This window comes from Actinosynnema sp. NPDC053489 (assembly GCF_044544865.1).
Taxonomy (GTDB): domain Bacteria; phylum Actinomycetota; class Actinomycetes; order Mycobacteriales; family Pseudonocardiaceae; genus Actinosynnema.
Genome location: NZ_JBITXT010000004.1, coordinates 444,794 through 457,629, shown reverse-complemented (window position 1 = coordinate 457,629; position 12,836 = coordinate 444,794). Strand labels below are relative to the sequence as shown.

The 12,836-nt window shown below is 75.4% G+C and carries 13 protein-coding genes; 5 read left to right on the top strand and 8 right to left on the bottom strand.

The window, feature by feature from the left end; translation table 11 throughout:
* Positions 1–6 precede the first annotated feature (6 nt).
* Genes ACIGNX_RS11865 through ACIGNX_RS11845 form a run of 5 tightly spaced genes read right to left on the bottom strand, consistent with a single transcriptional unit; the run spans position 7 to position 5,066 of the window.
* Positions 7–909, bottom strand: coding sequence for a thioesterase domain-containing protein (locus ACIGNX_RS11865; protein ID WP_396538990.1), 903 nt, complete (start codon positions 907–909; stop codon positions 7–9).
* Complete coding sequence (locus tag ACIGNX_RS11860) at positions 906–2,351, bottom strand: AMP-binding protein (protein ID WP_396538988.1); 1,446 nt, start codon at positions 2,349–2,351, stop codon at positions 906–908. The genes ACIGNX_RS11865 and ACIGNX_RS11860 overlap by 4 nt, the downstream gene beginning before the upstream one ends.
* Positions 2,352–2,353: 2 nt before the next feature.
* Positions 2,354–2,863 (bottom strand): phosphopantetheine-binding protein, encoded by a 510-nt coding sequence (locus tag ACIGNX_RS11855; RefSeq protein ID WP_396538986.1) that lies wholly within the window; start codon positions 2,861–2,863, stop codon positions 2,354–2,356.
* Entirely contained in the window at positions 2,857–3,627 is a 771-nt protein-coding gene (locus ACIGNX_RS11850; RefSeq protein ID WP_396538984.1) for a hypothetical protein, read from the bottom strand. Before ACIGNX_RS11850 ends, ACIGNX_RS11855 begins: the two co-directional genes overlap by 7 nt.
* Positions 3,618–5,066 (bottom strand): AMP-binding protein, encoded by a 1,449-nt coding sequence (locus ACIGNX_RS11845; protein ID WP_396538982.1) that lies wholly within the window; start codon positions 5,064–5,066, stop codon positions 3,618–3,620. Before ACIGNX_RS11845 ends, ACIGNX_RS11850 begins: the two co-directional genes overlap by 10 nt.
* 127 nt (positions 5,067–5,193) lie before the next feature.
* Here ACIGNX_RS11845 and ACIGNX_RS11840 point away from each other — a divergent pair, with 127 nt between their 5' ends.
* Positions 5,194–5,454, top strand: coding sequence for an acyl carrier protein (locus ACIGNX_RS11840; protein ID WP_396538980.1), 261 nt, complete (start codon positions 5,194–5,196; stop codon positions 5,452–5,454).
* A gap of 14 nt (positions 5,455–5,468) precedes the next feature.
* Positions 5,469–6,686: a beta-ketoacyl-[acyl-carrier-protein] synthase family protein gene (locus ACIGNX_RS11835; protein WP_396538978.1), complete on the top strand. Its 1,218-nt coding sequence runs from the start codon at positions 5,469–5,471 to the stop codon at positions 6,684–6,686.
* Positions 6,687–6,857: 171 nt separating this feature from the next.
* Here the strand turns inward: ACIGNX_RS11835 and ACIGNX_RS11830 are convergent, their stop codons facing one another.
* Genes ACIGNX_RS11830 through ACIGNX_RS11820 form a run of 3 tightly spaced genes read right to left on the bottom strand, consistent with a single transcriptional unit; the run spans position 6,858 to position 8,886 of the window.
* Positions 6,858–7,643, bottom strand: coding sequence for a hypothetical protein (locus tag ACIGNX_RS11830; protein ID WP_396538976.1), 786 nt, complete (start codon positions 7,641–7,643; stop codon positions 6,858–6,860).
* 6 nt (positions 7,644–7,649) lie between these two features.
* Positions 7,650–7,931, bottom strand: a complete 282-nt coding sequence (locus ACIGNX_RS11825) for a phosphopantetheine-binding protein (protein WP_396538974.1) — start codon at positions 7,929–7,931, stop codon at positions 7,650–7,652.
* Between the two features lie 25 nt (positions 7,932–7,956).
* The gene (locus ACIGNX_RS11820) at positions 7,957–8,886 is read right to left on the bottom strand and encodes a 3-oxoacyl-[acyl-carrier-protein] synthase III C-terminal domain-containing protein (RefSeq protein WP_396538972.1); all 930 of its coding nucleotides are present in this window, start codon (positions 8,884–8,886) and stop codon (positions 7,957–7,959) included.
* Positions 8,887–8,943: 57 nt separating this feature from the next.
* On the opposite strand from ACIGNX_RS11820, the gene ACIGNX_RS11815 reads away from it, so the two are divergent.
* The 3 genes from ACIGNX_RS11815 to ACIGNX_RS11805 all read left to right on the top strand — a co-directional run bounded on the left by ACIGNX_RS11815 (position 8,944) and on the right by ACIGNX_RS11805 (position 12,836).
* On the top strand, positions 8,944–10,116 hold the full coding sequence (locus tag ACIGNX_RS11815) for a glycosyltransferase (protein ID WP_396538970.1): 1,173 nt from the start codon (positions 8,944–8,946) through the stop codon (positions 10,114–10,116).
* Positions 10,107–10,991 (top strand): thioesterase domain-containing protein, encoded by an 885-nt coding sequence (locus ACIGNX_RS11810; RefSeq protein ID WP_396538968.1) that lies wholly within the window; start codon positions 10,107–10,109, stop codon positions 10,989–10,991. The genes ACIGNX_RS11815 and ACIGNX_RS11810 overlap by 10 nt, the downstream gene beginning before the upstream one ends.
* Positions 10,992–11,189: 198 nt before the next feature.
* Positions 11,190–12,836 (top strand): class I adenylate-forming enzyme family protein, encoded by a 1,647-nt coding sequence (locus ACIGNX_RS11805; RefSeq protein ID WP_396538966.1) that lies wholly within the window; start codon positions 11,190–11,192, stop codon positions 12,834–12,836.

Genomic DNA, 12,836 nt, shown 5'->3' with positions numbered 1-12,836 from the left:
CGCCGGTCAGCCGATCAGCCCGCGCAGCGCGGCCACGTCGGCGTGCTCGCGCACCCGCCCGGCCGGCCACCCCGCCGCGAACGACGGGTCGCCGACCACGTCGAGCGTCCCGGTGTAGGGCCCGGGCCGCCAGTCGCGCAGGGCGTCCTCGTTGGCCCGCCACACGCGCCACGCCCGCGCGACGAAGTCCGGTGCCCCGTCCGGCGGCACGAGCCCCCGCTCCCGCCACCGCGCCAACACCTCGCCCCCGTCGAACCCCGCGCCGTCGAACCCCGGTTCGGCGGCACCGGGCACCAGCCCGACGTCCAGCACCGCCAGCAGCCGCACGTCACCGAGGCGGACCGCCATCTCGTGGGCCACCGCCGCACCCGTCGAGCAGCCGCCGAGGAGGTACGGGCCCTCGGGCCGCACCGCCAGCACCGCCTCGACGTAGGCGCGGGCGAGGTCCGGCACCGTGCGGAGGGGTGCCGCGGCGGAGTGCAGGCCGGGCGCCTGCAAGCCGAACAGCGGCACGTCCTCGCCCAGCTCCTCGACCAGCCCGCCGTACGCGCCGACCTGCCCGGTGGCCGGGTGCACCAGGAACAGCGCGGGTCGCGTGCCGTCACCGCGCTGGAGGGTGACCAGCGGGCCGGCCAGCCGCTCGTTGAGGTCGCGCAGCCGGCCGGCGAGGCTCTCCACGGTCGGGTGGTCGGTCATCACATTGAGCGGGAGCTGGACGCCGAACTCCTCGAAGACGGCGTTGACGACCCGTGCCGCGTCCAGGGAGTTGCCGCCCAGCTCGAAGAAGTTCTCCCGGACGCCGACCGGGAACCCGATCACCTCCTGCCACTGCCGGGCGAGCCACAGCTCCACCGGGTCGCGCGGGTGCCGGTAGCCGGTGTCGGTCACGTCGTCCACGGTCGGGTTCATCGGGTGGGTGCACCGCCCTCGGGAGCGAGTCGCCAGCGTTGGACCTTCCCGGCCGCCGACCGGGGCACCCGGTCGACGAACGCGAAGTGCTTCGGGATCTTGTAACCGGCCAGCCGCCGCCCGCAGTGCGCGGCCAGGTCGGCCTTGCGCGCGGTGGTACCCGGCCGCAGCACCACGTGCGCGCCGACGACGGAGCCGAGCGCGTCGTGCGGGACGGCGAGCGCGACCGCGTCGAGGACCGCGGGGTGGGTCAGCAGCACCGCCTCGACCTCCTGCGGGTCGACCTTCTCCCCGCCGACGTTGATCGAGTCCTGGTCGCGGGGTTCGAGGTAGAGGTAGCCGTCGGCGTCGAGCCGGCCGCGGTCGCCCACGGTGGCGAACCCGTCCGGCGTGGTGCGCACCACCTGCCCGGTGACGTAGTCCGACCGCCCGACCCGCCGCGGGGTGCGCAGGAAGACCGTGCCGACCTCGCCCGTCGGCACCGGCCTGCCGCGCTCGTCCAGCACCCGCAGCTGGGTGAGGACGCCCCGGCCGACGGTGCCCGGCCGGGCCAGCCACTCGTCGCCGCGCGCCAGCGTCACGCCGATGCCCTCGGTCGCGCCGTACAGCTCGAACACCCGCTCGGGCCCCACCAGGTCGAGCCACCCGCGCTTGGTGTCGGGGTCGCACCGGGCCGCGGTGTGCAGCACCGCCCGCACGCTCCGGAAGTCCTCCCGGTCCGGCCGGGCCAGCACCAGGATCTCCCGCATGTGGGTCGGCGTCAGCTGCACCCACTCGATCCGGTGACGCCGCACGAGGTCCACCGTCCACCGCGGCTCGAAGAACGGTTGCAGCACCACGGTGTTCATGTCCAGCAGCGCGTCCACGAACGCGGTGAAGGACGCGGCGTGGTGCAGCGGTCCGACGACGAGCTGCCGCTGGCCGGTGCGCCAGCCGGTCTGCCGGATGGCCAGCGACGGCGTCCGGTCCGGGTCGTGGCGCAGCGGCCCCGGTTTCGCGGAGATCTTCGGCACGCCGGTGCTCGCGCCGGTCGCCAGCAGGTACGCCACCGGCCCGGTCGGGACCACCGGCCCGGTCGGGGGCCGCGGTCCCGACCCCGGCGCGTGCACGTGCCCGAACCGCCGGGAGAGCAGGCCGAGCAGGACGTCCCGCTCGGCCGGCGGGGTGGCCGGGTTCAGCGGGAACACCGGCACCTCGGCCGCGAGCGCCGCCGCGATCCCGATCGCCGCGGCGGGCGTGTTCGCCGCCTCCACGACCACGCACGACGGCACGTCCGGGTCGAGCGCCGAGCGCAGCGCCGCCACCCCGTCCTCGACGGCACCGGCGAACGCCCGCCAGGACAGGGGCTGCTCGACCAGGTCCGCGTCGAACCCGACCAGCGCCGTCCGGTCGGGGGCGCCCGCGGCGATCTCGGCGATCCGCCGGTGCACGGTGAGCGCCACGGCTACCGCAGGATCTCGGCCAGCCGCCGCACGCTGGACGCGCTCATGAACTCGTACACGTCCAGCGGCCGGTCGAACTCGGCCTCGATGGCGGCGATGATGCCCAGCGCCGACAGCGAGTCCCCGCCCAGTTCGAGGAAGTCGTCGGTCGCGCCCACCGGCCGCACGTCCATCTGCGCCGACCAGATCTCCGCGACCCGGCGCTCCACGTCGTCGCGCGGGTCCTCGAACAACGCGCACCGGCCGTCGGCCACGGCCGCCGCCAGCTCCTCGACGTCCACCGCGCCGTCGACCTCCGGGAGCCGGTCCACGACGAGCACGCCGTGCAGGCCGCAGTCCTCGCCGAGCCGCTGCCGGACGTGGTTGCGCAGCACCGGTCCGCTCACCCACTCGGTGGGCACGACCGCCGCGACGGTCACCTCCCGCCCGTCGTGGCGCACGACGGCGGCCCTCGCCGCGCCGACACCGGGGTGCGCCGCCAGCGCGTCGGAGATCTCGGCCAGGCTCACCACGCGCGCTCTCCTCTCAGCAGCCCGGTGACGAGGTCGTGCGCCTCGGCCGCGCGCAGCAGGTCGGGGTGGTCCACGTCGAGCACGACACCCGCGGCGCCGGCCGCGGGCGGCTCGCGGTCCTTCGAGGACACGAACAGCGGCGGCGTGCGGCGCGCGGCGAACCCGCCCTGGCCGGCCAGGAGCAGGAACTCGACGTACGCGGTGAACCCGCCGGTGAGCTGCCGGCGGAAGAACTCGTTGAGCGACAGCCTGCGGGCCACCTCGCCCATGAGCGCGTCGTACCGGTCGACCAGCGCGGCCGCGACCCGGGGCAGGTCGTCGGGGTGCTCCTCGACCAGCCCGTCGGCCAGCGCCCGCGCGCCCGCCAGCTCCTCGGCGGTCAGGTGGTCCGCGGACGTGGCCAGCGCGGAGGTGAACTCGTGGGCCAGCGACCCGGCGCTCGTCGGCACGGGGTCGAACAGCACGGGCGCGGGCGGCGGCCCGGCCACCGCGTCGGCGACCGCCGGCACCAGCGCCGCCCCGGCGCAGTAGCCCAGCACCGCGCGCACCGGGCGCCCGGTCGCCGGCAGCTCCGCCACCCACCGGTCGGCGCACGCGCCCAGCGGTCCCGAGCCGGGTTCGACGAGGTGCAGGAAGCAGGCGTCCGCCGTGACGCCGGCCGCCAGGTCCGCGAAGCCCGCCGAGGCCCGTCCGCCCGGGAAGTCCAGGCACAGCACGAGGTCCGCGCCCCGGTCGGCCAGCACCCGCCAGTGGGTCAGCTCCACCGCGCGACCTCCCGCGGGGCCGCGGCCGCCGTGAGCGCCCGGTGGTCCACCTTCCCGGTGGCCGTCCGGGGCAGGCGGTCGACCCGCCGGACGACGACGTGCCGGCTCGGCACGCCCAGCGCCTCGGCGAGCCGGCGGCGCTGGACCTCGTGCACGGCCGGGTCGCCCGCGCCGAACAGGCACACCACGTCGTCCTCGCCGGACGCCAGCGCGGCGGGGTGGCCGGGCCGCTCGACCAGGCGCTCCAGGTCGTCCAGGCTCACCCGCGCGCCCAGCACCTTGACGATGCGCTTGGTGCGCCCGGTCAGGTACAGGTAGCCGTCGCGCAGGTACCCGAGGTCGCCCGTGTCCAGCACGTCGACCTCGCGGCCGCGGCCGAGGTCGGCGCGACCGGCCGCGTACCCGAGCATGACCCCGGGACCGCGGTAGTGCACCGCGCCCTCGCCGGGCACGGCCCGGTCGTGCGCCTCGACCGCCTCGACCGTGACGGTGCCGCCGGGCACCGCGACGCCGACCGACCCGAGCCGCTCCGGCAGGTCGGCCGGGTCGAGGCAGGAGATGCGCGAGGTGGCCTCCGTCTGGCCGTACATGCAGAAGAACCGGCCCCGCCGCCGCTCCATCAGCCCCGCGAACCGCAGCGCCAGCTCGTCGCGCAACCGCGCGCCCGCCTGCGTCATGGTCCGGATCTCCGTGCGCCCCAACAGGTCCGCGTGCGCCGGTCCGAACGCCGCGTAGGTCGTCGGCACGGCGGCGAACGAGGTGGCCCGCGCCCGCACCAGGTGGTCCCAGGTCGCCAGGGACAGCGGCGACCGGTCGGTGAGCACGAGGCTCGCCCCGGCCAGCAGGTGGCTGTTCACCACCGACAGCCCGTAGGCGTGCGTGATCGGCAACGTCGTCGGCGCGCGTTCCGCCGCGGTGATGCCCAGCGCGCGGACGACGGCGGCGGAGTTGCCGGCCAGGCCGTCGTACGACAGCCGCACCGCCTTGGGGCTGCCGGTGCTGCCGGAGGTCGCCAGCAGCACGGCCGTCCGCTCGAAGATGGCTTCGGCCGTTCGGCCCGCGCGGCGGCGCAACAGCCGCACGCCGGCGATCACGTCACCGACCGGTTCGTAATCGCCGTCCACCGGGTTTCCCGCACCATCCGGAGCCGGCAGGATGAACTCGGGTTCGTACTCCGAGAGCACTTCGCGGGACGCGGGCAGGAATGCGACCGTGTGGCCCGACCGCAGTGCGGCGAGGTAGGTCACCAGGGTGGGCAGGTCGCGGTCGCCCGCGCACAGCACCAACGCCTTGCCGTTGTGGCGCAACGCCCGTTCCGCCGTGCCGACCAGCGCGGCGAGGTCGCCGTAGGACAGCGTGCGGCCGCCGACGAGGTGGACGGCCGGCGCCCCCGGCGGCGCCGCTCCGCGCGTCACGAGGTCGAGCGTCGCCGACGGCATGGGCACATTCTGCGGTCACATCCGAACGCGGTCCATAGCCCGTATGCGGTGACCGGCCCGCGCTTGACGGCTTCGACCCCGGTGGGGCAGATTCCGGTGGACCTCCCGGAGAAGGGACCTGCCCGCCATGATCTCTGAGATCCGCCGGTTCCTCTTCGACTCGCTGACGGTGATGAAGTACAGCACCGCCGACATCGACGACGACACGGTGCTGGGCCCGGCGGGAGCCGACCTCGAATCGCTCGCGCTGGCCGAGCTGGCCATGCGGGTCGAGGACCACTTCGGCGTGCGCTTCGACGAGGACGAGGCGGAGAGGTTCGCGGCCATGACGGTGGGCGAGTTCTGCGCCGAGGTGGCGCGTCGCGCGCAGCCCGCCGCGGCGACGTGAGCACCGGTGCCGCCGTGACGGGGATCGGGCTGGTCAGCCCGGTCGGCACGGCGGTGCCCGAGGTCTTCGACGCGGTCTGCTCCGGGCGGTCCGCGCTCGTGCGCCCACCCGAGGGCCACGCGCTGCACGGTGTCGTGGACGTGGCCGCGATCGGCCCGCCCGTGGACCCGGAGTCGGTCCTGCCGCCCAAGGAGGCGCGGGTGGTCGACCGCTCGATCGTGATGGCACTGCGGGCGGCCGAGGACGCCCTGGCGGACGCGGCGATCGAGGTCGGCCGGGACGTCGACCCGTACCGCGTCGCGGTGGTCCTCTCCGGGGTCGGCGGGCTCGAAGTCCTGGCGCAGCAGGCCGTTTCCCGCGCCGAGCGGGGCCGGCTCGGCGTCAGCCCGTTCCTGCTGCCCGGCGTGCTGCCGAACATGGCGGCGGCGCGGATCGCCATCAGGTTCGGCATCCGCGGCTACACCTCGTCCTCCGGCACGGCCTGCGCCGCGGGCGGGCAGTCGATCGGCGAGGCGCTGCGCATCCTGCGCGCCGGCGAGGCGGACGTGGTCGTGTGCGGCTGCACGGAAGCGCCGCTGTTCCCCACCTTCGCCGACGCGTTCGGCAACGCGCTCGCCCTCGCCCGGGGCTGGCCCGACCCCACCACCGCGAGCCGGCCGTTCGACCGGCGCCGCAACGGTTTCGTGCTCGGCGAGGGCGCGGGCGTGCTGGTGCTCGAACGGCCCGCGTTCGCCCGGGCGCGTGGCGCCGCGGTGCACGCCGAGGTGCTCGGCTGGGGCGCCACCAGCGACGGCTACCACCCGACCACGCCCCGGCCGGACGGTTCCGGTGCCGCGCGGAGCGTGCGGGACGCACTTCGGGATGCCGGACTGTCCACAGGCGACATCGGCTACCTCAACGCGCACGGCACCGGGACGAAGGCCGGCGACGCGGCCGAGGCCGCGGCGATCCGCAGCGTGTTCGGCGACGCGATGCCCCCGGTCAGCTCCACCAAGGGTGTCACCGGCCACCTGCTGGGCGCGTCCGGGGTGGTCGAGGCGGCGATCGCCGTCACGGCGCTGCGCGAGGGCGTCCTGCCACCGACGCACAACCTGGACGACCCGGACCCGGCGTGCGACCTCAACCACGTGCGCGGTGGACCGCTGACCGCCGAGGTGGCCGCGGTCATGTCGAACTCGTTCGGGTTCGGCGGCCACAACGTCAGCGTGGTCTTCGGGCGCGCCGGTGGCTGATCGGGCGTCCTCCCACCGCGCGCGAGCGGCCGGGCCGTGCGACGGGGACCGGGCCGTGCGCCACCGGGAAGCGCACCCGCGGCGGGTGCCGGCGGCCTTCGGCGAGCCGAAGCCCCGACCGCGGCGCCGACCGGCGTCACGGGACCATCCACTTCGGACCGGGGCGAGCGCTCAGCGCTCGACCGACGAGACGGCCGCGACGCTCAGGTAGCGCAACCGGTGGTCGTAGTCGGCGACCACCACCACGTCCGCCCCGCCGTCCAGCGCCGCCGTGAGCTCCCACCACACGCCCGTCGTCGGCTGGCCCTGCGACACGAGCGCGTGCTCCGGCCGACCCGGCCACACGGCGGCGAGCGCCTCGCTCACCACCACCGGGACCGGGCCGCCCGACAGCTCCGCGACGGCGAGCGAGGCGAGCCCCGGCACGGCTCCCGGGGCCACGTCGGCGTGCTGGCGCAGGTCGGTGACCCGCGCGCCCGCGCCACCGCCGTACAGCATCGCGACACCGCGGTGCTCCGCCGGCAGCGGCGCCCCCGCGTCGTACGGCAGCGACGCCTGCTCCACCACCAGCAACAGTGCCCGCCGCGCGCCGTGGGCCCGGACCACCCGCAACGCCGTGAACGGCGCGGCGCTGCCCTGGTCGCAGATCGCGAACGACAACGGCGTGCCGGGGCACAGGTGGCTCAGGTAGGTCGCGGTGGCCCGACCGGGCCACACGTCGTGCACGGAGAACGCCAGCACCAGCAGGTCGACGGGCTCCTCCGGCGACACGACCGCGGCCACCAGCTCCCGGGCCATCTCGCCGTAGGACTGCCCGGCCAGGTCACCGCCGGACTCGCCGCCGAACGGCCGGGCCATGTCGGCGACGTACGCGGCGACGTCGGCGCGGTGGCCGTCGTCGGCCAGGACCTCGGCGCTACCGGCGAAACCCCGCCGCTCGGCGCGGAGCAGGCGCATCCCCGCTCACCACGGCCGGCTGTGGCCGGCGATGAACGTGGCGAGCTGGCCGACGGTGCGCAGCTCGTCCGGCCGCAGCCGCTCCACGTCGATCTGGACGCCGACCCGCTCCTCCACCTCCAGCAGCAGCTCCAGCCCCAGCGCGGAGCCGACGCCCAGCTCGTCGGCCAGGTCCGCGTCCTCGGTGATCGGGCCGTCGTACTCGACCAGGCGCCGCAGGACGGTCGTCATGGCCTCGACCACGCGCCGCCGTAGTTCGACGTCGACCTGTGCGTCGGGTGCGGTCATCGCAGCCTCCTGGCGGAACGGTGGGTCAGTGCTGGAACACCATCGCGGAGAACGTGGCGCCGGCGCCGGCGCCGACGGTCGCGACCAGGTAGTGGTCGCCCTCGCGCAGCAGGCCGCGGTCCCGGGCGGTGCGGTGGTTGGCGAACGCGTCGGCGCAGAACAGGTGGCCGCTGTCGGGCACGTTCGACAGCAGCACGCGCTCCACCGGGAAGTCCATGAGCAGGCACAACCGCTGCCACGTCACGACGTTGACGTTGTGCGGCAGGACCAGGCGGACGTCCTCGAACCCCAACCCCGCCTCGGCGACCGCCCGCCGCATCACCTCGGCCAGCGAGCCGCGGTACTCGCGGTGGAACCGCTCGGACTGCTCGCCGAACTCCGCGTCGAACTCCCCGCGCTGGGCGCAGACGAAGGACAGCAGCCGGTCGCGCGGCCCGTCGGCGCTCACCAGGCACGCGGACGCGCCCTCGCCGAACAGGGACGTGCCCGGCAGCAGTTGGGCGTCACGGGTGAACGCCTTCTCGCCCGTCAGCACCAGCGCCAGCGAGTCACCGGCCCCGTCGGCGGCGAGCAACCGGCCGGCCAGCTCGACGGCGAGCAGCCCGCTCGCGCAGCTCTGCTGCGTGACGGTGAAGGCGAGGGCGTGACCGAGCCCCAGCTCCCGGCACAGGTCGTGCAGCGGGTTGTGCGGGTAGGGCGCCACGACCGGCATCGCCCGGCCGTGCACGACGTACCGGACGCGGTGTTCGTTGCCGCGCAACGCGGTGAGGCCGTCGACCGCCGCGCGCAGCAGCTCACCGAGCGACCGGTCCGGGTCGAGGCGGATCCGGTCCAGCCCGTGGAACCGGCGGAACAACCGGACCTGGATGTCGGTCAACCCCAGCGGCCCGGCCAGTTCCTCGATGGGAACGCGGAAGGCCGGTGTGTACACCGACACCGCGTCGAGAGCGGTCACACTTCGGGATCACACCACGTCGTTCCCGCGAACGTCAACGTGTGCCACCATGTTGCGGTGTCGAGGTTCCTGCTCGTCGTCCTGCCGCTGCAAGGCCACCTCTACCCCATGCTCGCGATCGGTCGGGAACTCGTCCGCGCGGGGCACGACGTCGTCTGGTGCGGCCCGGAGCCGGTGCTCCGCCCGCTGGTTGGTCCGGATGCGACGGTGCACCCCACCGGCACGCGCGCCTACCGCCGTTACGACGAGACGGGCATGGCCGGGCTGCGCGCGCTGTGGGACGGCTACCTGATCCCGTTCGCGCGCTTCACCCTCGGCCCGGTGGACGAGGCCGTGGCGCGGTACGAGCCGGACGTCGTGGTCACCGAGCAGTACGCCCTGGCCGGCGGTCTGGTCGCGCACCGGCGGGGCGTGCGGTGGGCCACGCTGTGCACCGGCACGCTGGAGCTGACCCCGCCCGCCGACCTGCCGGGCTTCGCCGACTTCGTGGCCGACCGGGTGGCGCGGGTCGTGGAGCTGGCCGGCCTGCCCGCCGGCGAGCCGGTCGACCCGCGGTTCTCCCCGCACCTGGTGGTCGCGCTGATGACCGAGGGGCTGGTCGGTGACGCGGAGCTGCCCGACAACTGCGTGCTGACCGGCGCGGCGCTGGGCCCGCGGCCCAACGCCCCGGACTTCCCCTGGCACCTGTGGGACCACGACCGCCGCCACGTGCTGGTCACCGTCGGCACGCTGGTCGGCCACATGATCGGCGACTTCTACGAGCGGGCGGCGGCCGTGCTCGCCCCGATGGCGGACCGGGTGCAGGCGGTGTTCGTCACCTCCGGCGTGGCCGCGACCTCCTTCCCGGACGGCGCGATCACCGCCGAGCTGGTGCCGATGCTGGACCTGATGCCGCGGCTCGACGCGCTGGTGTGCCACGCGGGCGGTGCGGTGAACGAAGCGCTCGCCTTCGGGGTGCCGATGGTCGTCGCGCCGGTCCGGGCCGAGCAGGTGGCGCTGGCGCGCCAGGTCGCCCGGTCGGGAGCGGGCGTCGAGGTGCCCATCCTCGACGTGACGGTGGCGGAGCTGGACGCGGCGGTGCGGGCGGTGCTGGACGAGCCGGCGTACCGCGACAACGCCCGCCGGATCGCGGCCGAGTTCGCCGCCGCCGGGGGAGCGGCCGCAGCCGCGGGGCACCTCGTCGGGCTGGCCGCCGGCGCCCAGGGGAGGGGAGACCTCGCGTGGACGTGACGAGGACGAACGCGCTGCCCGCGGCGGCCGAGTTCGCCTGGGCCCGGCAGCGCCGGGCCGACCTGCGCACCGCGGGCGGTGTCCTCGACCCGGTGCTCACGCTGCGGGCCGGCGGCGATGCGCCCGCCCTGTTCTGCACCCCGCCGCTGGTCGGGGCGAGCTGGTGCTACCTCGCCCTGCTGCCGCACGTGCCCCCGGAGCACCCGGTGCACGGGCTCCAGTCGCGCGGGCTGCGCCGGCCGGAGCCGCTGCCGGTGGACATGGCGGAGCTGGCCCGGGACTTCGCCGACCGGATCAGGATCACCCAACCGCACGGGCCGTACCACCTGTTCGGGTGGTCTTTGGGCGGGAACACCGCACACGCCGTCGCGGAGGAGCTGGAGCGCCGCGGCCACGAGGTGGGCCTGCTGGCGCTGGGCGACGCGACACCGCACCTGCCGCACACCGTCGGCGTCGCGGACGACGACCTCTGGCTGCTGTGCGACTTCGTGCTGCGCGAGTTCGGCTACCAGCCCCTGGTCGAGCCGGACGACCCGGACCCCGCGCGACGTGTGCTGGAGGTGGTCCGGGCCCGGCCGGGACTGGGCCTGCACGAGTGGCCGGACCGGCAGCTGCTGGCGCTGCCCCGGGTGATCCGCAACAACATCGCGGTGGCGCAGCGCCACCGCCCGGGCCGGGTGGACTGCCCGGTGCTGTTCTTCGCCGCGACCGACGGGACGCGCACCACCGAGGCGAAGCTGGCGGCGTGGGACGGTCACGTGAGCCGGCCGATCGAGGTGGTGGAGGTCCCCGGCAAGCACGAGCACATGCTGCTGCCCGAGCCCGCGGCGCGGATCGGCGCGGGCCTCGCCGCGCGGCTCGCGGTGTCGCGCTGACCGTCCGAAGGCGCCCGCGCGGACGGCGGGCGCGTCCGAAAGCCCGATTGCCACGCCGGAAGCGCGAACCTAGGGTCGAGGGCGGCCCCGCCGGTTCACGAGACCGCCGGGTGCGCGCACACCGTCCACACCCGCTCCGGTGCGCAGCCCGTTCGCCCCCCGACGGCGGTCAAGCCACTTCTTCGACCGGGAGGTCCCATGGGTCGGCCGAACCTGCGCACGGCGTTGGCGCGGGACCCGCGGGTCGGCGCGGGCAACGTGCTGCCGATGCTGCTGGAGCACGGAGCGGACCTCGACGCACCCCGGATCACGTTCGACGTCGACGTCGACGGCATCCCGGCGTGGACGCCGCTGTCCCTGCGGGACCTCGCCGAACGGGTCGCCGCCCGCGCGGAGTGGTTCGCCCGCAAGGGGATCGGCCGCCGCGACCCGGTGGCGGTGTTCGTGACGTCGGCGGCCGACGTGTTCCTCACCTTCTTCGCGCTCAACCACCTCGGCGCGATCCCGGCGCTGGTGAACGGCGCCGTGCCGATCCCGGTCGCCGCCGAGTTCGTCCGCGGGCTGCGCGGGGTCGGCGTCGTGCTGGACGCGGACCACGCGGCGCTGCGGGACCACGAACTCGGCGTGCCGGTCCTGGGCGATGCGGCGGAGGCGGGCACCGGCGACCCCCGCCAGGCGCCGCCGCCGTACCGCCACCACGCCGACGACCCCGTGGCGATCACGCACTCCTCCGGCACCACCCGGACGCCCACCCCGGTCGTGCACTCCCACCACAGCCTGTTCGCCGCCGTGCGCGCGGTGCGGCTGACCGAGGCCAGGCCGCACGGCCGGGTGCGGGAGCTGTCGGTGCTCCCGGCCGCGCACGCCGCCGGGATCATCGTGGTCAACCAGGCCCTGTGCAACGGCTACGAGCTGCTGTGCCTGTCCGCGCAGGGCGGGCCGTTCGAGCGCAGCGGCGAGGTGGTGCTGGACGCGATCGAGCGGTGGCGTCCCACCGGCGTGTTCGGCTTCGCCGTCACGTGGGCGGAGCTGGCGCGGCACGACCTGTCCCCGCGGGACCTCCGCTCGGTGCGCAACTGGTCCAGCACCGGCGACTGCGCGCACGAGGCGCACATCCGCAAGCTCGTCGCGGTCGGCAGCCACCCGGTCTGGACCCCGGACGGCGTGGTCGACGCGCCGGGCTCGAAGTTCATCGACACGCTCGGCTCGACGGAGATGGGCCACAGCGCGTTCGCGATCAGCCACCGGCCCGGCAGCGACCGCTACGACCGGTGCGTCGGCAAGCCGTACCCGTTCGCCGAGGTGGCGCTGCTCGACGTGACGACGGGGGAGGAGGTGCCGGTCGGCCAGGTGGGTCAGTGCGGCCTGAAGTCCCCGACGCTCGCGCCCGGCTACTGGAACGACTCGACGGCCACCTACCGCAACCGGCTCAACGGCTACTACCTGACCGGCGACCTGATGTACCGGGACGAGGAGGGCTACTACTACCACCTCGACCGGGTGAACGACGCCGTCGACCTCGGTGGCGGCGACTGGCTCTACACCGCGCTGTCGGAGGAGCGGATCCTGGCGCGGTGCCCGGACGTCCGCGACTGCACGGTGCTCGCGGCGAGGCAGGAGGACGGTCCTCCGGTCACCGACGTGCTGCTGGTCCTGCACGAGGGCGCGGACCCGTCGTCGGACCGCGGCGGGGCCGTGCGGGCGGCGTTGGGCGAGGCGGTGGCCCGGACCGTGCGGCGGGTCGTCGTGGTGCCCGACGACGAGCTGACCGTCGGGCCGACCGGGAAGGTCCGCAAGTTCCTGATGCGCCAACGGGTCCTGGCGGACGCGCCCCGCGGGAGGTAG